The organism is Streptomyces sp. HUAS 15-9, from assembly GCF_025642155.1.
Taxonomy (GTDB): domain Bacteria; phylum Actinomycetota; class Actinomycetes; order Streptomycetales; family Streptomycetaceae; genus Streptomyces.
Genome location: NZ_CP106798.1, coordinates 1,571,525 through 1,589,423, shown reverse-complemented (window position 1 = coordinate 1,589,423; position 17,899 = coordinate 1,571,525). Strand labels below are relative to the sequence as shown.

The 17,899-nt window shown below is 71.6% G+C and carries 16 protein-coding genes; 12 read left to right on the top strand and 4 right to left on the bottom strand.

The window, feature by feature from the left end; genetic code table 11:
• Positions 1 to 2: 2 nt before the first annotated feature.
• Positions 3 to 743, bottom strand: a complete 741-nt coding sequence (locus N8I87_RS07175; protein ID WP_263206540.1) for a GntR family transcriptional regulator — start codon at positions 741 to 743, stop codon at positions 3 to 5.
• Between the two features lie 215 nt (positions 744 to 958).
• Here N8I87_RS07175 and N8I87_RS07170 point away from each other — a divergent pair, with 215 nt between their 5' ends.
• Genes N8I87_RS07170 through N8I87_RS07155 form a run of 4 tightly spaced genes read left to right on the top strand, consistent with a single transcriptional unit; the run spans position 959 to position 5,002 of the window.
• Complete coding sequence (locus N8I87_RS07170; RefSeq protein ID WP_263206538.1) at positions 959 to 2,119, top strand: extracellular solute-binding protein; 1,161 nt, start codon at positions 959 to 961, stop codon at positions 2,117 to 2,119.
• The gene (locus N8I87_RS07165) at positions 2,116 to 3,030 is read left to right on the top strand and encodes an ABC transporter permease (RefSeq protein ID WP_411577201.1); all 915 of its coding nucleotides are present in this window, start codon (positions 2,116 to 2,118) and stop codon (positions 3,028 to 3,030) included. Before N8I87_RS07170 ends, N8I87_RS07165 begins: the two co-directional genes overlap by 4 nt.
• The gene (locus N8I87_RS07160) at positions 3,018 to 3,890 is read left to right on the top strand and encodes an ABC transporter permease (protein ID WP_263206536.1); all 873 of its coding nucleotides are present in this window, start codon (positions 3,018 to 3,020) and stop codon (positions 3,888 to 3,890) included. The genes N8I87_RS07165 and N8I87_RS07160 overlap by 13 nt, the downstream gene beginning before the upstream one ends.
• An 8-nt stretch (positions 3,891 to 3,898) precedes the next feature.
• The gene (locus N8I87_RS07155) at positions 3,899 to 5,002 is read left to right on the top strand and encodes an ABC transporter ATP-binding protein (protein ID WP_263206534.1); all 1,104 of its coding nucleotides are present in this window, start codon (positions 3,899 to 3,901) and stop codon (positions 5,000 to 5,002) included.
• A 53-nt stretch (positions 5,003 to 5,055) separates the two neighbouring features.
• On the opposite strand, the gene N8I87_RS07150 is transcribed toward N8I87_RS07155, so the two are convergent.
• A complete protein-coding gene (locus N8I87_RS07150) occupies positions 5,056 to 5,541 on the bottom strand; it encodes a hypothetical protein (protein ID WP_263206532.1) in 486 nt (161 codons plus the stop codon).
• 101 nt (positions 5,542 to 5,642) lie between these two features.
• Here N8I87_RS07150 and N8I87_RS07145 point away from each other — a divergent pair, with 101 nt between their 5' ends.
• The 6 genes from N8I87_RS07145 to N8I87_RS07120 all read left to right on the top strand — a co-directional run bounded on the left by N8I87_RS07145 (position 5,643) and on the right by N8I87_RS07120 (position 13,465).
• Entirely contained in the window at positions 5,643 to 7,118 is a 1,476-nt protein-coding gene (locus N8I87_RS07145; protein ID WP_263206530.1) for an HAD-IA family hydrolase, read from the top strand.
• A 158-nt stretch (positions 7,119 to 7,276) separates the two neighbouring features.
• Positions 7,277 to 9,814, top strand: a complete 2,538-nt coding sequence (locus N8I87_RS07140) for a sensor histidine kinase (protein WP_263206528.1) — start codon at positions 7,277 to 7,279, stop codon at positions 9,812 to 9,814.
• Positions 9,804 to 10,250 (top strand): roadblock/LC7 domain-containing protein, encoded by a 447-nt coding sequence (locus tag N8I87_RS07135; protein WP_263206526.1) that lies wholly within the window; start codon positions 9,804 to 9,806, stop codon positions 10,248 to 10,250. Before N8I87_RS07140 ends, N8I87_RS07135 begins: the two co-directional genes overlap by 11 nt.
• Positions 10,251 to 10,257: 7 nt before the next feature.
• A complete protein-coding gene (locus N8I87_RS07130; RefSeq protein WP_263206524.1) occupies positions 10,258 to 10,638 on the top strand; it encodes a DUF742 domain-containing protein in 381 nt (126 codons plus the stop codon).
• Positions 10,639 to 10,884: 246 nt separating this feature from the next.
• A complete protein-coding gene (locus N8I87_RS07125) occupies positions 10,885 to 11,673 on the top strand; it encodes a carbon-nitrogen hydrolase family protein (RefSeq protein ID WP_263206522.1) in 789 nt (262 codons plus the stop codon).
• A 79-nt stretch (positions 11,674 to 11,752) separates the two neighbouring features.
• Positions 11,753 to 13,465 carry a flavin monoamine oxidase family protein gene (locus tag N8I87_RS07120; RefSeq protein ID WP_263206520.1) on the top strand — a complete coding sequence of 571 codons (1,713 nt, stop codon included), beginning with the start codon at positions 11,753 to 11,755 and terminating at the stop codon, positions 13,463 to 13,465.
• A 19-nt stretch (positions 13,466 to 13,484) separates the two neighbouring features.
• Here the strand turns inward: N8I87_RS07120 and N8I87_RS07115 are convergent, their stop codons facing one another.
• Entirely contained in the window at positions 13,485 to 14,414 is a 930-nt protein-coding gene (locus N8I87_RS07115) for an LLM class F420-dependent oxidoreductase (protein WP_263206519.1), read from the bottom strand.
• 47 nt (positions 14,415 to 14,461) lie between these two features.
• Entirely contained in the window at positions 14,462 to 15,199 is a 738-nt protein-coding gene (locus tag N8I87_RS07110; protein ID WP_263206518.1) for a DUF5995 family protein, read from the bottom strand.
• Positions 15,200 to 15,383: 184 nt separating this feature from the next.
• Here N8I87_RS07110 and N8I87_RS07105 point away from each other — a divergent pair, with 184 nt between their 5' ends.
• Positions 15,384 to 16,499 carry a glycoside hydrolase family 6 protein gene (locus tag N8I87_RS07105; protein ID WP_263216339.1) on the top strand — a complete coding sequence of 372 codons (1,116 nt, stop codon included), beginning with the start codon at positions 15,384 to 15,386 and terminating at the stop codon, positions 16,497 to 16,499.
• Between the two features lie 134 nt (positions 16,500 to 16,633).
• On the top strand, positions 16,634 to 17,899 hold the full coding sequence (locus N8I87_RS07100) for an alginate lyase family protein (protein WP_263206517.1): 1,266 nt from the start codon (positions 16,634 to 16,636) through the stop codon (positions 17,897 to 17,899).

The following is a 17,899-nucleotide window of genomic DNA, read 5'->3' as shown; positions in this document are numbered from 1 at the left end:
CCTCACTCGGCCGTCTTGCGTGCCAGGGCGTTGCTCCCGATCGAATTGTGCACACTGAAGCTCACGGCGTCCGAGCGGTAGCGGTCGTCCGACCACTCCACCGGGCGCCCTTCACGGGTCGTCGTCACCCTGCGGACCCGCAGCAGGGGGCTGGTGCGGCGGATGCCGAGCAGTTCGGCGTCCTGGGCGCCCGCCGCCACCGCGTCGATGACGTGCTCGCCGTAGGCGAAGACCAGGCCCGTGTCCTCGAAGAGCCGCTGGGTGACGGACGGGCAGTCCGGCTCGATGGCCTCGACGGCCGGGGCGATCCAGTCGGCGTACACGGTCCGCTCCAGCAGGACCGGCTCGCCGTCCAGACCGCGCACCCGCAGGACGTGCAACACCGGCGTCCCGGCGCCCAGTTGAAGGCGGACGGCGTCCTCCTTGGTCGCCGGGCGGTGCTCCTGCGCCACGACATGACCCGTCGCCTCCCGGCCCATCGCCCGCGCCCACTGCGCGAAGCTGCGCAGTTCCTCGAAGCTCTGGCTGCGGCGGCTGGCCAGCACCACCCTGCGGGCACCCTGACGGGAACCGATCAGCCCCTCGGTGGTGAGGGTCGCGACGGCCTGGCGCAGGGTGCCGCGTGAGACCCCGTACTGCGCGGCGAGTTCCGTCTCCGAGGGCAGCCGACTGCCGACTGTGTACTCCTCGTGGTCGATCGCCCGCCGCAGTTCATCGGCGATCTCCTCGTGTCGCGCGGTCATGCTTCCCCTCTGAGTAGATCGCTGTGCACAGCGTGACCAGCCTAATCGAGACCTGAGCGTGATCTGAAACGGTCTGGATTGTGCACACAACAAGCGGTCAAAGTTTCTCCGTGGTTTACAGACAGGACACCCGGAGCGGGCGTACTGTGACGCAACTTGTTCAGACAAGTTGTCGTCGTCTCATCTCCCCGCTCGTGTGCACCCCTGGAGTGACCGTGACAGTGTTCCTGCCGCGAACCGCCGTTCTCACCGGTGGCCTCGCCGTAGCCGCCACCCTCGCCCTGAGCGCCTGCGGCGCCGCCCCCGACAACGCGTCGACCACCACCAAGGACGGCAAGAACGCCGCCACCGCCACCTCCGCCGCCGACCTCGGCGGTATGGACGCGCTGGTCAAGGCCGCCAAGAAGGAAGGCACGCTGAACGCGATCGCCTTGCCGCGGGACTGGGCCAACTACGGCGCACTGATCGACGGTTTCACCAAGAAGTACGGAATCAAGGTCGACGTCGCCAACCCGGACGGCAGCAGCCAGGAGGAGATCAGCGCCGTCCGCACGGGCAAGGGCCAGGACCGGGCCCCCGACGTCCTCGACCTGGGTGCCTCCTTCGCCCAGTCCGCGGCCCAGCAGGGTCTGCTCGCCCCGTACAAGGTCGCCGGCTACGACGGCATCCCGACCGCGCAGAAGGACCCGCAGTCCCGCTGGTACAACGACTACGGCGGCTACATCTCCATCGGCTGCGACGCCAAGCAGGTCAAGCAGTGCCCCGAGACCTTCGCCGACCTGCTGAAGCCCGCCTACAAGGGCAAGGTCGCCCTCAATGGCAACCCGACCAAGTCGGGCTCCGCGTTTGCCGGCGTGTACGCCGCCGCGCTCGCCAACAAGGGTTCCTTCGACGACATCCAGCCCGGTATCGACTTCTTCGGGCGGCTGAAGAAGAGCGGCAACTTCAACCCCGTAGAGTCCACCCCGGCGACGGTCGAGAAGGGTGAGACCCCGATCAGCATCGACTGGGACTACCTCAACCTGGGTTATGCCGCGGAGTTCAAGAGCAAGGGGCTGGACTGGAAGGTCTCGGTCCCCGCCGACGGCACCTTCTCCCAGTTCTACTCGCAGGCCATCAACAAGGACGCTCCGCACCCCGCCGCGGCCCGGCTGTGGGAGGAGTATCTCTACAGCGCCGAAGGTCAGAACCTCTGGCTCAAGGGCGGCGCGCGCCCGGCGTTGCTGGACGCCATGAGCAAGGCGGGAACTCTTGACAAGACGGCTGCGGCCGGCCTCCCCAAGGTCTCGAAGGCCCCGGTGTTCCCGACCGAAGCCCAGCAGAGCAAGGCCAAGGCGGCCGTCGCCGGCGGTTGGGGCAAGGCGGTCTCTCAGTGACCTCCCCCGATGTGACCGCCTCCCCCGCGCTCCCCGCCCCCGTCGCCCCCGCCCTCCGGGGCCGGCGACGGGGGCGGGGAGCCGCCTGGGTCGCCGTCGTCCCCCTCCTCGTCTTCGTGGCCGTCGCCTTCGGCGTGCCCGCCCTGGCGATGGCCGTCGGTGCCTTCAGCGTCACGGACCCGACGACCGGCGCCAGCTCCTACAGCGCGGCGAACCTGACCGCGTCCGTGCACGGCGCCTATCTCACGGCGCTCCTCGGCAGCATCGAACTGTCCGCCCTCTCCGCGGCGATCGCCGTGGTGCTGGGCCTGCTGCTGGCCCAGGCGGTGGTCAGCTCACCGCTGCGCGCCCTGCGCGAAGCCGTCCTGACGGCTTCCGGGGTCCTGGCCAACTTCGGGGGCGTCCCCCTCGCCTTCGCCTTCGTGGCGACGCTGGGCAATGCCGGAGTGGTCACCCGCTCCCTGCACCTGTCCGACCACGGCTGGAGCCTCTACAGCTTCTCCGGCCTGACCCTGGTCTATCTCTACTTCCTGATCCCGCTGATGGTGCTGACCGTCACCCCCGCCCTGGAAGGGCTCCGGCGGCACCTGCGCGAAGCCGCTCAGAACAACGGCGCCACCGCCGTCCAGTACTGGTGGCACATCGCCCTCCCCATCATCACCCCCTCCCTGCTCGGCGGCTTCGTGCTGCTGTTCGGTACCGCGTTCGCCGCGTACGCCACCGCCGCGGCGATGGTCGGCAGCTCGGTGCCCCTGGTCACCCTGCAGATCGCCGACGCGCTGTCCGGCAACGTCCTGGTCGGGCAGGAGAATGTGGCGCTCGCCCTCAGCCTCGACATGGTGCTGGTGGCCGGGCTTGTGATGGCCGTGTACCTGCCCCTGCAACGCCGGAGCGCCCGATGGCTGGACTGACCACCCCCGTGTCCGCAGTGCCCGCCGCCCGCCCGCGGCGCGGCCGCCCCCGGCTCTGGCGCGGGCTCGTCCTCGCCGGTGCCGTGCTGTACTTCCTGGGACCGCTGGCCGCCTCGACGCTGTTCACGCTCCAGGCCCCCCGCGGCGGATTCTCGCTGCGCCCTTACACCGAGATCCTGGGCGCCGACGGCTTCCTGCCCAGTCTGCTGTCGTCGCTGGAGCTGGCCGCGGCGACCATCGCCGCCGTCCTTCTACTGCTCGTGCCCGCCATGCTGGCGGTTCGGCTGAGCCTGCCCCGGCTGCGCCCGGTGCTCGAGATCGTCTGCTCACTGCCCCTGGTGGTGCCCGCCATCGCGATGGCCGCCGGTATCGCCACCGTGCTCCGCTGGGGCCCCGACCACCTGGCCAGGACCCCGTTCTTCCAGACCGTCGTGGCGATGCAGAACCCATCCTTCCCAGTGGTCCTGGTGCTCGCCTACACCGTGATGGCGCTCCCGCTGGTCCACCGTGCCCTCGACGCCGGTCTGCGAGCCGTCGACGTACGCACGCTGGTGGAGGCTGCCCGCAACTGCGGCGCGTCCTGGACCAGCGCGCTGCTGCGGGTGGTCCTGCCCAACTTGAACCGAGCGCTGCTGAACGCGTCCTTCCTGACCCTCGCCCTGGTCCTGGGTGAGTTCACCGTCGCGCAACTGCTCGACTTCCGCACCTTCACCGTGTGGATGGTGTACGCCCGCGGTTCCGACGCCCAGCTCTCGGTGGCCGTGTCGCTGCTGAGCCTGCTCGTCACCTGGGCCCTGCTGCTGGTCCTGTCCCTGATCGGCGGCCGTCGTGCCGCCGCGCACACCCCCGCCTCGGAGTAGCCGACACCATGACCGTAGAGACCACCGCCTCTGTGACGACGTCCGACAGCGGGCCGGAGCAGGGGGAGCCCGCAGGCGTCGAATTCCGCGACCTGCGCCGGACGTTCGGGTCCACCACCGCCCTCGACGGCCTGGACCTCCAGGTCAGGCCCGGCGAATTGCTCGCCCTGCTGGGTCCGTCCGGCTGCGGCAAGACCACGGCGCTGCGGGTGCTGGCGGGCTTCGAGCGCCCTGACTCGGGACAGGTCCTTGTCGACGGCCACGACGTCGTCCCGGTGCCGGCCAACCGGCGGGGCGCGGGCATGGTGTTCCAGTCGTACAGCCTCTTCCCGCATCTGAATGCGCTCGACAACGTGGCCTTCGGGCTGCGGATGCGCAAGGTGCCCACCGCCCGGCGCCGGGCCCGCGCAGCCGAGCTGCTGGAACTGGTGGGACTCGCCGACCGCGCGGATCGCTACCCGCGCCAGCTCTCGGGCGGGCAGCAGCAGCGGATCGCGCTTGCCCGTGCACTCGCCCTGCGCCCTCGCGTGCTGTTGCTGGACGAGCCGCTGTCCGCGCTGGACGCCAAGGTGCGACTGACGCTGCGGGAGGAGATCCGGCGGCTTCAGCTGGAGCTCGGCATCACCACGCTCCTGGTCACGCACGACCAGGAGGAAGCCCTGTCCATCGCGGACCGGGTCGCCGTGATGCGAGCCGGCCGGGTCGAGCAGTGCTCCACCCCGACCGAGCTGTACGCCCGTCCGGCCACGGCCTTCATCGCCGAGTTCGTCGGTACGGTGAGCCGTCTGCCGGGCCGGATGACCGCGACGGACACCGTCGAGGTGCTGGGCCGCCGGGTGCCCGTGCTGGGCGAGGGCAGCAGTTCGGGGAACCAGGTGGACGTGCTGGTCCGGCCGGAGGCGATCGAGATCGTCCCGGGCCCGGAGGCGGGCTCGCGGGTGACCGCCAGCTCCTTCCTCGGGGCGATCACCCGGGTCACCGTACGACTGCCTGACGGGTGCGAGGTCAAGGCCGACGTGCCCACGAGGCGGGCCGCCGACTTCTCCGTCGGCGCCTCCGCGTCCGTCACCCTGTCCGGTGAGCCCGTCACCGTGGTGGAACGCGCGGCATGACACCGGGCCCGGAGCCACGAAGGCGACCGGGCCCGGACACGGAATTTCGGCTGTTACTTGAAGATTCCGCAGTAGAGGTTGACGCTGGGCGTCTGCCAGAGCTGGCTGCCGGCTTCCCGTACCCATATCGTCTGCCACGTCTTCAGGGTGGCGCCGGAATTCGGGTAGTCAAACTTGCACTGGTGCGTCAGCTTCCAGGAACCCGATTTCTTGTTCTTCCAGACATAGTCCTTGTGCTCGTAAGAGGACCGGCCAAAAGCTGGGTGTATGTAATTGATTTCCGACGTCATGTGGAAGGTGTGGTTCGTCTTGCACTTCCACGAGCCGTCAGCGGTGATGGTCTGGTCGTCGCGGCTGTAGTAGTGGTGGACCGGGACGGTCGAGTAGAAGTCGCAGCCGCCGGTCTTCCAGTGGACCGTCACCGCGCCGGCGCTCGGGGCATTGAGAATACCCAGCGCCGTCACGGATACGAGTGCAGCCGACAATACGGCCGCACGGGAACGGAAAAGCATGTTTTCCCCCGAGTTCGGTTTGGTCATTGCGGCGTCAACGTAGCACGTCTCAAGAGAACGGGGAAGTCGCATCGGTGGATTAGCCGAGTGCTTTCCTGAGAATGTGTGAGAGGAAATAGGAGGTACCCATGGCAAATCTGCCCGTCCGTATTCCCGACACGTCCCCGAAGGCTGTGCTCTTCGACATGGACGGCACGCTCGTCGACACCGAGCGGCTGTGGTGGGAGGCGGTGGAGCAGGTCGCCGGACGCCCGCTGACCGAGGCGGACCAGCCGGAGGTGCTCGGCCGTGCCGTCGAGGACACCGCCGAGTGGCTCGGCGCGGCCATCGGCAGGCCGGCCGGCGCCATCGCGCGGGAGCTGCACCGGGAGTTCGTCGCCCGGGTCCGCACCGGCATCGTGCCCCGCCCCGGCGCGCTCGACCTGCTGGACGCCCTGGCCGCCTCCGGCATCCCCACCGCCCTGGTCACCGCGTCCCCGCGCGCGGTCGCCGACACCGTGCTCGAAGCCCTCGGCCCCGGCCGCTTCGCCGCCTCCGTCACCGCCGACGACACCGGCCGTACCAAGCCCGCCCCGGACCCCTACCTCGCCGCGTGCCGCGCGCTCGGTGTCGACCCGGCGGCCTGCGTGGCGGTGGAGGACACCGGTACCGGTGTCAGTTCTGCGGAGGCGGCCGGGTGCGCGGTGCTCGCCGTGCCGTCCCTCGCGCCGATCGAGGCGGCGCCCGGCCGGACCGTACGCGACAGCCTCGTCGGAGTCACCCCGGAGGATCTGCGAGACATGGTCGGATACGAACTGCGCGTCATGACCTGGAACCTGTGGCTGGGCGGCAGCCCGGTCGACGACCACCGTGCCAAGCAGCTCAAGGCGATCCTGGAGAGCGGCGCCGACGTCGTGGGCCTCCAGGAGACCGGCGGCACCGCGGCCCAGGAGCTCGGCGAGGCACTCGGCTGGCACCACCACCGGGCCGGGGAGAACCTCGGCGTCATCAGCCGCTACCCGCTCACCGCCCGCTTCGGCGACCCGGACGTCGGCTTCTACGGCGCCGCCGGGGCCCGGATCGAGATCGCCCCGGGCCGCGAGGTCGACGTCTGGACCGCCCACCTTCACTGCGCGCCGTACGGGCCCTACGAGTCCGCCTTCGACGGGCTCCCGCCGGACGTGCTCGTCGCCCACGAGGAGGTCCGGCTCGCGCAGATGCGGGACGCCCTGGACCGGATCGCCGAGTCGAACGGCGACGGCGTGCCCGTGGTCCTCGTCGGCGACTTCAACTGCCCCTCCCATCTGGACCGGCCCGACGTCGAGTGGCCGGTGACGAAGGCGGCGGAGCGGGCGGGGCTGCGCGACTCCTACCGGGAGGCCCACCCGGACCCGGACACGGCCCCCGGCCACACCTGGTCGCCGATCCATCCGGTGCACGAGGACGGCAGCGGCCGGCCCGAACCGCAGGACCGGATCGACTACGTCCTGCACCGGGGTCTGACGGTGCTCGACGCCCGCACGGTGGTCAGCGGGATCCCGCGCCCCTGGCCCGATGTCGCGGGCAACGACTGGCCCTCGGACCATGCCGCGGTAGTCACCAGGTTCTCGGTGCCCGGGAACTGAGCGGGGATCACCCGGGAACCGAGCCGGGCCACCCGGCAACCGAGCTGGGTAACCCCGGGGAATGCCCCGGGGTTACCCGGGGCAACCATTGCGGTGCAGGTGGCGATCCCGTAGGTTGTGCCGCACTTTCTACTGACTGGTAACACCGGCAGGTATTCATGCGCTGGCCCGTCGGCCGTCCCACCACCGTCCGCACCCGGATCGTGGCGCTCGCAATCGCTCCGGTCGTCGCCCTGATGGCACTGTGGAGCTTCGCCATGGTGTCCGTCACCGGCGAACTGCGTGCGCTGATCCGCCTCCAGGGGGTGTACGAGGACTTCGGCACCCCCGTGGACACCGCCATCGGCCAGATCCAGATCGAACGGCGGCTGTCGGCCACCTACCTGGGCGCCGGCCACGACACGGCCGCCGCCGGGAACCTGCTGGCCCAGCAGCGCCGTACCGACCGCGCCGTGAGCGCCATGCGCGACGCGATCCGGGACGGCGACCGCAGCCGGCTCACCGACCGGCAGCGGGCGACGCTCGATGCGATGCTCCATGCCACCGACGGACTGGACGAGCTGCGGGACCGCGTGCTGGCCCGGCGGATCTCCTGGGACCGGGCCGTCACCGAGTACAGCGCACTCGTCGAGCCCGGCTTCGACGTCCAGTCCACGCTCACCGCCCTGCAGGCCGGGCAGCTCGCCCGGGAGGCGCAGGTCGTCGTCGAGCTGGTGCGGGTGCGGGAGTTCGTCTCCCGCGAGGACGCCCTGGTCGCCGGGGCACGGGCCGCGGGGACGCTGTCCGACCGGCAGTACGACACCCTGACCGCGACGATCGAGGACCGGCGGGTCTTCGAGCGGACGTATGTGCCGGACCTGCCGTCTGACTCGCGCGCGCTGTTCGAGGAGTTCCAGCGCGGCGACCTGCACCGCTCGCTGGTGCGGGGCGAGGACGCGCTGCTGCGGGCCGGTCCGGCACACGCGGGCGAGGCCGTCGCGGCCGGCACCTGGCGGACGACCAGCGACCGGGCGGTCAAGCGCTATATGCAGCTGTGCACCCGCTCCGCCGAGAACTCGGCCGCGCGCGGACGGGCGTTCGCCTACCAGGAGCTGACCAAGGCGGTCGTCGTCGCGGTGGCCGGGCTGGCCGCGGTGGGAGTGTCCCTGTGGTTCGCGGTGCGCGGCGCCCGGCGGATCTCCCGCCGCCTGGAGACGCTGCGGGACGCCGCCGACGTGCTGACCACCCGGCAACTGCCGGACGTGATGCGGCGGTTGAGCGCCGGTGATGAGGTGGACGCGGTCGCGGAGGCGCCGCCGCTGGCCGCCGACGAGGTACGGGCCGATGAGATCGGCCAGGTCGGCCGGTCCTTCAACGCCGCGCGCCTGGCCGCCGTCGAGGCGGCCGTCAGACAGGCCACCCTGCGGCGCGGGCTGTTCGCGGTGCTCCTCAACATCGCCCGCCGCAACCAGGCGCTCGTCCATCGCCAGCTGAAGCTCGTCGACACGCTGGAGCGGCGTACCGAGGATCCGGACATCCTGCGCCAGCTCTTCCGCATCGACCACCTGACCACACGCATGCGCCGGCACGCGGAGAGCCTGATCATCCTGTCCGGCGCGGTGCCAGGGCGCAGATGGCGTCGGCCGGTGCCGGTCGCGGACGTGGTGTCGGCCGCGGTGGGCGAGATCGAGGACTACACGCGCGTCGTGGTCCCGCCGATGGCCGAGGTCGGCGTCGCGGCGGACGCCGTGGCCGACGTGGTGCATCTGATCGCCGAGCTCCTGGAGAACGCCACGGTGTTCTCGCCGCCGCACACACAGGTCACCCTGCGCACGGGCCGGGCCTCCGGCGGCTTCGTCCTGGAGCTGGACGACCGAGGCCTCGGCCTCGACCCCGACCAGCTCGCCGACGCCCATCGCACCCTCACCGACCCCGACGCCTTCGACCCGACCCGGCACGACCGGCTCGGCCTGTACGTCGTGGGCCGCCTCGCCGCCCGCCACGGCATCCAGGTCACCCTGCGGGACTCGCCGTACGGCGGTACGACCGCGGTGGTACTGCTGCCGTCGACGCTGCTGGCGGAGCTGGAGCCGGAGACCGGTGACGCGAGCCCGGACCCGGACACGTCGGTACGAAGCCTGCCGTCACGGCGCGGGCCGGGCGCCCCGGGCCGCAGGGAGCGGCCACGGGCGGAGGCGTCGGCCCTGGCGACGCATGGCGGGCGACCGGAGGCACCGGCGCCCCAGCACGGCCGAGCCGACGGCCACTCGGCGGACGCCGACCGGGTGGGCGGCCGGACGCGTGCCTCGCTCGCCGAGCACGGCCGGACGCAGGAGGTGACGGCCGAGTCCGGTCGGGTGATGCGCCTGGTGACGGAGGGCGGCCAGGTGAGGGGACCGATGGAGGACAGCCAGGTCAGGGAGCCCGTGGAGGGTGTCGGCCCCGCTCCTGACACGGAGAGTCCGGCTCCCGACGCGGACGCTCCCGCTGCTGACACGGACGCTCCCGCCCTGCCCACCCGCGTGCGGCAGGCCTCGCTCGCCGCACCGCTGCGCGACGACCCGCCGCCCCGTGATGCCGCCCCGGAGCGTGAGGTCGACGCCGAGGAGATGCGGGCGGTCTTCGGCGCCTTCCAGCGCGGCCTCGAACGGGGCCGCAAGGGCCTGCCCACGACCACCGACGCCGACGAAGGGACGGGCGCTGACGATGCACGGTGACGAGACGACACACGGTGACGAACAGACCCATGAGCACCGGGCCGGAGCACCCGACGCCGGCCTCGGCTGGCTGCTCGACGACCTCGTGGCCAGGACCGACCACGTCCGCCAGGCCGTGCTCCTCACGGCGGACGGCCTCCCGCTGAGCGCCTCGGAGGGCATGCGCAGACGGGACATCGAGCACCTCGCCGCCGTCTGCTCCGGCTTCCACAGCCTGGCCCGCTCGGCGGGGGAGCGGTTCGAGGCCGGAGAGGTACGGCAGACGATGGTGATGCTCGACGACGCCTACCTCTTCATCACCCCGGCCGGCGACGGCAGCCGCCTGGCCGTGCTCAGCGAGGTGCAGACCGACGTCGGACAGCTGGCCCACGAGATGGCGCTGCTCGTCCGCCGCCTCGGCCGCCACCTGGACGCCGCCGCACGCTCGGCCACCTGATCCGGCCGTGAGCGACGACCACTGGTACGAGGACGAGACCGGGTCGATGGTGCGCCCCTACACCGTCACCCGGGGCCGCACCCGGCCCTCGGAGCGGCACACCATCGACCTGATGTCCCGGGTCACCGCCCTGGAGGCGGACACGGCACAGCCGGGCGTCGACCACGCCCGCACCGCCCTGCTCGACCTGGTGCGCCGCGGCCCGCGACCGGTCGTCGAGCTCGCCGCGGACGCCGACCTGCCCCTGACCGTCGTACGCGTGCTGCTCGGTGATCTCGCCGAGGCCGGGCTGGTGCGCATCGACGAGCCGCGCCGTCTGCCGGTCTCCGGCCCCGCGGCCGACCCGGAGCTGCTCCAGGAGATCGTCGAGCGACTGCGCGAGCTCTGACACCGGTGCTGTTCGTACGGCGCCCGTGCGGGGCGTCTTTTCGCAGGTCAGGGTGGTGGGGCGGCTCCAGCGGTCCAGGACCGACCGGATCCGTGGTTCGAGGCCACGCAACGAATCGCCGCTCGGTGCCGGGTGCACGCAACGAACCGCTCACCGGCGCGCAACGGCTCCTCCTTGTCCGGCCGAGTGCGCCGAACGTACCTTCTAACCGACCCCCAAACCCCTCCGTACCGGTGAGGAACACGCATGCGCACCGCCCTGCTCCAGAGCTCCGGCCGCCCTGGCTCCACCGTCGAGAACCTCAAGGTCCTCGACGAGGCCGCGGGCCGTGCCGCCGCCGCGGGCGCCGCGCTGCTCTCCACGCCGGAGATGTTCCTCACCGGGTACGCGATCGGCGACGGCATCGGCCGCCTGGCCGAGTCCGCCGACGGCGACTCGGCCGACGCGATCGCCGAGCTCGCCACCCGGCACGGCCTGGCCATCGCCTACGGCTACCCGGAGCGCGACGGCGACACGGTCCACAACTCCGTCCAGCTGATCTCCGCGGACGGCACCCGCCTCGCGAACTACCGCAAGACCCACCTCTTCGGCTGCTTCGAGCGCGACCACTTCACCCCGGGCGACCAACCGGTCGTCCAGGCCGAGCTGAACGGCCTGACCGTCGGCCTGATGATCTGCTACGACGTCGAATTCCCGGAGAACGTCCGCGCCCACGCCCTGGCCGGCACCGACCTCCTCGTCGTGCCGACGGCGCAGATGCATCCGTTCCAGTTCGTCGCCGAGTCCCTCGTCCCGGTGCGGGCCTGGGAGAACCAGATGTATGTGGCGTACGTCAACCGGGTCGGCGCGGAGGGCGAGTTCGAGTTCGTCGGACTGTCCGTCCTCGCCGGTCCCGACGGAGTCGCCCGCACCCGGGCCGGCCGTGCCGAGGAGCTCGTCCTCGCAGACGTCGACCCCGCCTTCCTGGCCGCCTCCCGCGAGGCGAACCCGTATCTGGGGGACCGCCGCCCCGGCCTGTACGGGTCGCTCGTCTGAACCTCCCGATCCCCCCGAACCGCCTCCCCGACCCCCAGAACCTCCCCCGAGTTCTTCCCGCGCAAGGAGTCCGTACCCCATGACGTCCATGGTGCCCAACGCCGTCCAGCACGCCGACGAGCAGCAGCCGCCGATCACCATGTTCGGCCCGGACTTCCCGTACGCGTACGACGACTTCCTCGCCCACCCGGCGGGCCTCGGCCAGCTCCCCGCGACCGAGCACGGCACCGAGGTCGCGGTCATCGGCGGCGGTCTGTCCGGCATCGTGGCCGCCTACGAGCTGATGAAGATGGGCCTCAAGCCGGTCGTCTACGAGGCCGACCAGCTCGGCGGACGGCTGCGCACCGTCGGCTTCGAGGGCTGCGACGAGTCGCTCAACTGCGAGCTGGGCGCGATGCGCTTCCCGCCGTCCTCCACCGCCCTCCAGCACTACATCGACCTGGTCGGCCTGGAGACCAAGGCCTTCCCCAACCCCCTTGCCGAGGCGACGCCTTCGACCGTCGTCGACCTCAAGGGCGAGTCGCACTACGCCGAGACGATCGACGACCTGCCGCAGGTCTACCGTGACGTCGCCGAGGCCTGGAACAAGTGCCTCGACGAGGGCGCCGACTTCTCCGACATGAACCGCGCCATGCGCGAGCGGGACGTGCCGCGCATCCGCGAGATCTGGGCGAAGCTGGTCGAGAAGCTCGACAACCAGACCTTCTACGGCTTCCTCTGCGAGTCCGAGGCCTTCAAGTCCTTCCGGCACCGCGAGATCTTCGGCCAGGTCGGCTTCGGCACCGGCGGCTGGGACACCGACTTCCCCAACTCCATCCTGGAGATCCTGCGCGTCGTCTACACCGAGGCCGACGACCACCACCGCGGCATCGTCGGCGGCTCCCAGCAGCTGCCGCTGCGGCTGTGGGAGCGCGAGCCGGAGAAGATCGTGCACTGGGCCTACGGCACCTCGCTGAAGGCCCTGCACGAGAACGGCGAGCCGCGCCCGGCCGTGACCCGGCTGCACCGCACCGCGGGCAACCAGATCACGGTGACCGACGCGAACGGCGACATCCGTACCTTCAAGGCGGTCATCTTCACCGCCCAGTCCTGGATGCTGCTGTCCAAGATCGCCTGCGACGACTCGCTCTTCCCGATCGACCACTGGACCGCCATCGAGCGCACCCACTACATGGAGTCCTCGAAGCTGTTCGTGCCGGTGGACCGGCCGTTCTGGCTGGACAAGGCCGTCGACGACAGGGGAAATCCGACCGGCCGGGACGTCATGTCGATGACGCTCACCGACCGCATGACGCGCGGCACCTACCTGCTGGACGACGGTCCGGACAAGCCCGCCGTCATCTGCCTGTCCTACACCTGGTGCGACGACAGCCTGAAGTGGCTGCCGCTGTCCGCGAACGAGCGGATGGAGGTCATGCTGAAGTCGCTCGGCGAGATCTACCCCAAGGTCGACATCAGGAAGCACATCATCGGCAACCCGGTGACCGTCTCCTGGGAGAACGAGCCCTACTTCATGGGCGCGTTCAAGGCCAACCTGCCCGGTCACTACCGCTACCAGCGCCGCCTGTACACCCACTTCATGCAGGACCGGCTGCCCGAGGACAAGCGGGGCATCTTCCTGGCCGGCGACGACATCTCCTGGACGGCCGGCTGGGCCGAGGGTGCCGTCCAGACCGCGCTGAACGCGGTCTGGGGCGTCATGCACCACTTCGGCGGCACGACCGACGCGGCCAACCCGGGCCCGGGTGACGTCTACGACGAGATCGCGCCGGTCGAGCTCCCCGAGGACTAGGCCACAACCAGGCCCTGTCCTACATCCCGGCCGCGCGGGCCTTCTCGTAGACCTCCGAGGCGACCTCCTTGAGCTCCTGAGCGTCCCGCGCGGAGTCCTGGAGGTCGACGAGGATCTCCTCCAGGCCGATCGCCGCGTGCGCGACCAGGTCCTCCACGATCTGGTCCGCGTTGCCCTGGAAGGGCCGGCGGTCGGGGCCGTCGTAGGGCTTGGCCGAGTAGGCGGCGTTGACCCGCAGGACCGTGCGGATCGGCTCCTTGCGCCCGCGCTCGGCCGCCAGGTCCTGCAACTGGGCCCACTGGGCGGCGATCTGCTCGACGCCCATGCCCACCGGCAGCCAGCCGTCGGCGTGGTCGACGAGCCGGGTCAGCGCCCGCTTGTTGCTCGCGGCCAGCAGGATGGGGATCGGCCGGGCGGGCTTGGGCCCGACCACAGCCGACTCGATCTTGGTGAGGCGGCCGTCGTAGCGCACCGGGTCGGGGCCCCACACCGCGCGGCAGACCTCGATGATCTCGTCGAGGACCTTGCCGCGCTCCGCGATCGGCCGGATGCCGGCGGCCGCGTACTCGTCCAGCGACCAGCCCGTGCCGAAACCGGCGAGCACCCGGCCGCCGCTCGCCGCGTCCAGCGTGGCCAGGGACTTGGCCAGCTGGAACGGCTGGTGCAGGGGCGCGACCAGCACGCTCGAACCCAGCTGGACCCGCTCGGTCGCCGCGGCCGCGAGTGTCAGCGTGACCAGCGGCTCGGCCACACCGCGGTAGGAGTCCGGCCAGGGCATGCCCTCGATGCCGTAGAGGCCCTGGGTCGCGGGCTCCGGGAACAGGGCCCGCTCGTACACCCACAGACTGTCGTATCCGATCCGCTCGGCGGTGCGTGCCACGTCGGGCACGTCCTTGCCGAGGGCGTACTGCCGATTCTGCGGAAGGCTGAGTCCGAGCCTGGTCGCCATGTGCCAAGTGCTCCTTCGCGATCGGTTTCCGCTTCAACCTACAGTGATCACAGCGGAGTTCCGGTGAGGCGTGGCGGGGATGGCCGGATCGGATCGACTCGGTCGGCGAGCGGGGTCAGCAGCATGCGCCCCGCGAAGCCCACGGCCGCGTCGAGGCGCTCGGTGAACTCCTCGGCGACGTCCTCGAACCGGCGCAGCGCCCACAGGGCCCGCGCCGCCGACCAGGTGGCCGCCCGGGCGCGCTCCAGGCTCCAGGAGCCGAGCAGATGGGTGAGCGGGTCGGCGATCTGGAGCAGATCGGGGCCGGGCATCAGATCCTCGCGGATGCGCTCCTCCAACGACACGAGGAGGTCGCCCACGCGGTCGAACTCGTCCTCCAGATCGGCCGGTTCGCAGCCGAGCGTACGACAGCTGTCCACGACGGCGAGCGCCAGGTCGTGGCCGATGTGCGCGTTGATGCCCGCGAGCGCGAACTGCAGGGGTCGTACGCCGGGATGGCGACGGAGCTGGAACAGCGGGCGCCAGCAGGCGGGCGGACGGCGGTCGTCCGCCACCGCGTCGACGGCGGCGAGATACCGCTCCGCGAACCGCACGTCCAGCGCGGTCGCCGCCTGCGGGTCCGTGAACTGCCCGGCGTCCAGGCGCCGTTCGACCTCCTCGGTGACGGCCAGGTAGACGCGGTTGAACACCGCGACCCCGTCCCGCTCGGGCAGGGCCGAGTCCAGGGCGCGCATCCGGGCGACGACGGTGGCGACGGAAGCGGTGAGGTGTTCCAACTGCGGCATGGGGGAAGGGTCCCAGTCCTGGGCTGACGGGCGCGGCGACGGGCCCGGTGCTTCCCCACAACGGGGGAACGTCCCGTCACACGAGCGCAAGGTGGGGGAGGGGAGCGGCACCGTGTCCGGCTTACGCACCCGCCGCCTGGCCGCACGCAGGGCCGCCCGCAGGCGCGCCGTCCGGCGCGGCGTGATGGTGGCGGTGGCCTCGGCCGTGACCGCCGTCGGCACCGCGACGGGGATGATCTCGGCGCTCGACGACGGGCACGGCTCCGACCGGGCCCGGCCCGGGATCACGCGCACGACGAGCCGTGCGCCGTTGCCCGCGGTGCCGTCGGCAGCCGCGCCGAGCACTCCCACCGTTTCCCCGTCCGTGAAGAGGGAGCCTACGAGGCCCGAGCCGTCCCCGACCCGCAGCGAGCGCAGGGCACGGACCCCCGTCCTGCCCCACCGCCTCTACCGGCACCCGGACTCCCAGGCACTCGACTGGGTCCGGTCCCACCCCGACGACCCCCGTGCCGCGCTCATCGCGTCCCGTATCGCCGACGAGCCGGCCGCGGTGTGGTTCACCGACCACGCCCCGGCGACCATCGCCTCGCGGGTGCGCGCGGTGACCTCGGCAGCGGCGGCGCGGGGCCGGGTGCCGGTGCTCGTGCCGTACGCGATCCCGGACCGCGACTGCGGCGGCGCCTCCCAGGGCGGGGCGCCCGATCTCGCCGCGTACGACGCCTGGATCGACGCCTTCGCCCAGGGGCTGGGCTCCGGCGAGGTCGTCGTCGTCCTGGAGCCTGACTCGATCGCCCAGTCCGACTGCCTCCCGGCCGCGGACCGCGCCGACCGGTTCGCCTCGCTGGCCCGCGCGGGCCGGGTCCTGAAGGCCGCCGACCCCGGGGCGCGGGTCTACTACGACGCCGGCCACTCGGGCTGGAACCCGGCCGACCGGCAGGCGGACCTGCTGAGGCAGGCGGGCGCCGCGTCACCCGCCTCCTCCGACGGCGTCTTCAGCAATGTCTCCAACTTCCGCACCACGGCCGACGAGATCGCCTACGACCGGCAGGTCCTCGACGCGCTCGGCGGTCCCGCCGGACTCGGCGCGGTGATCGACACCAGCCGCAACGGCAACGGCGCCCCGGCGGACGGCGAGTGGTGCGACCCGGCAGGCCGCAGGCTCGGCCGCGCCCCCACCCTGAACACCGGTGAGCGGCGCATCGACGCCTATCTGTGGGTGAAGCCGCCGGGGGAGTCGGACGGCTGCGCGGCGGAGGCCGGGACGTTTACCCCGTCGTACGCCTACGAACTGGCGCGGTGAGCGCCGGCAGGGGCTCCTGGGTGGCTTTCTCCGTACGTGAAGACGGTCCGGACCATTGTCAGGGATACCTGGTGGTTCTACGCTCACACGGTCCTACTCATGAACTGCGTTCACATTTCTGATCGGAGTGTCTGATGAGTGGAAGACCCCGTGTGGCCCTGATCATGGCCGCCGTGGCGGTTTTCGCGGCCGTGTCCGTCCCCTCCGCCTCCGCACGCGCGGTCCCGAAAGCCCCGGACACCGCCGTCCTCGACGGCACCCGGCTCCAGGACGCCCGGACCCGTCTGGACCACGGCGACCCCCGGCTGCGCGCCGCGCTGGAGAAGCTGACCGCCCGCGCCGACGCCTGGCTCGGACAGGGCCCCTGGACGGTGGTCGACAAACCCAGGCCCGCTCCCGGCGGTGACGTCCACGACTATCTGAGCCAGGCCCCCTACTGGTGGCCCACCCGCACGCCGACCGCCGACAACCCATGGGGCTGCCCGTACGTCCAGCGGGACGGGCAGCGCAATCCCGAGGTCGACAGCGGCACCGACCGCCAGGACGTCGAGAAGGTCTTCGACTCCACGTACGACCTCTCGCTCGCCTGGTACTACACGGGCAGGCGGGAGTACGCCGAGAAGGCCGGGCAGGTCCTGCGCACCTGGTTCCTCGACCCGGCGACCCGGATGAACCCCAGCCTGAACCACGCGCAGTTCATCCCTTGCAAGTACGACGGCAGGGCCATCGGCATCATCGACTTCTCGCAGTCGTACACCGGCGTCGTCGACGCGCTCGCCGTACTCGCCACCGGCGCCCCCGGCTGGACGGCCGCCGACCGCACCGGCATGGCGCGGTGGAACTCCGACTTCCTCGGCTGGCTGAAGAACAGCGACTTCGGCAGGCAGGAGGGCGCGGCCGGCAACAACCACGGCACCTTCTACGACATGCAGCTCGCCGCCCTCGCGTACGCGACCGGAGACGAGGCCCTCGCCCGGCGCACGGTGCTCGACGCGCGCGCCAGGCGCATCGATCCGCAGATCGCGGCCGACGGCAGCCAGCCGCAGGAACTGGCGCGCACCCGGAGCTGGCACTACTCCACCTTCGACCTGGTCGCGTACACCCGGCTCGCCGCCATCGGACGGCACGTGGGCGTGAACCTCTGGGCCTACCGGGGACCGGACGGCCAGAGCCTGTTCAAGGCCGTGGACTATCTGCTGCCCGCCGCCACCGGGGCCACCGGCTGGCCGCACCCCGAGCTGGAGTTCCACCGGTACGCGGCGAGCGACGTCGTCCACGCGGCCGCCGACGCGGGCGACGCGGCGGCGAAGAAGGCCGTCCCCAAGCTGGCGGCGCCGCCCGGCGGCGACCTCTGGCCGCTGCGGCCCGCCGCCGAGCAGCTGGACTCGATCGCGGGCTGA

What these genes read in the sequence shown, in the direction of transcription:
- N8I87_RS07175 (WP_263206540.1), bottom strand. Translation starts at nt 743, where the DNA reads ATGACCGCGCGACACGAGGAGATCGCCGATGAACTGCGGCGGGCGATC.
- N8I87_RS07160 (WP_263206536.1), top strand. Translation starts at nt 3,018, where the DNA reads ATGGCTGGACTGACCACCCCCGTGTCCGCAGTGCCCGCCGCCCGCCCG.
- N8I87_RS07155 (WP_263206534.1), top strand. Translation starts at nt 3,899, where the DNA reads ATGACCGTAGAGACCACCGCCTCTGTGACGACGTCCGACAGCGGGCCG.
- N8I87_RS07150 (WP_263206532.1), bottom strand. Translation starts at nt 5,541, where the DNA reads ATGACCAAACCGAACTCGGGGGAAAACATGCTTTTCCGTTCCCGTGCG.
- N8I87_RS07145 (WP_263206530.1), top strand. Translation starts at nt 5,643, where the DNA reads ATGGCAAATCTGCCCGTCCGTATTCCCGACACGTCCCCGAAGGCTGTG.
- N8I87_RS07140 (WP_263206528.1), top strand. Translation starts at nt 7,277, where the DNA reads ATGCGCTGGCCCGTCGGCCGTCCCACCACCGTCCGCACCCGGATCGTG.
- N8I87_RS07135 (WP_263206526.1), top strand. Translation starts at nt 9,804, where the DNA reads ATGCACGGTGACGAGACGACACACGGTGACGAACAGACCCATGAGCAC.
- N8I87_RS07125 (WP_263206522.1), top strand. Translation starts at nt 10,885, where the DNA reads ATGCGCACCGCCCTGCTCCAGAGCTCCGGCCGCCCTGGCTCCACCGTC.
- N8I87_RS07120 (WP_263206520.1), top strand. Translation starts at nt 11,753, where the DNA reads ATGACGTCCATGGTGCCCAACGCCGTCCAGCACGCCGACGAGCAGCAG.
- N8I87_RS07115 (WP_263206519.1), bottom strand. Translation starts at nt 14,414, where the DNA reads ATGGCGACCAGGCTCGGACTCAGCCTTCCGCAGAATCGGCAGTACGCC.
- N8I87_RS07110 (WP_263206518.1), bottom strand. Translation starts at nt 15,199, where the DNA reads ATGCCGCAGTTGGAACACCTCACCGCTTCCGTCGCCACCGTCGTCGCC.
- N8I87_RS07105 (WP_263216339.1), top strand. Translation starts at nt 15,384, where the DNA reads ATGGTGGCGGTGGCCTCGGCCGTGACCGCCGTCGGCACCGCGACGGGG.
- N8I87_RS07100 (WP_263206517.1), top strand. Translation starts at nt 16,634, where the DNA reads ATGAGTGGAAGACCCCGTGTGGCCCTGATCATGGCCGCCGTGGCGGTT.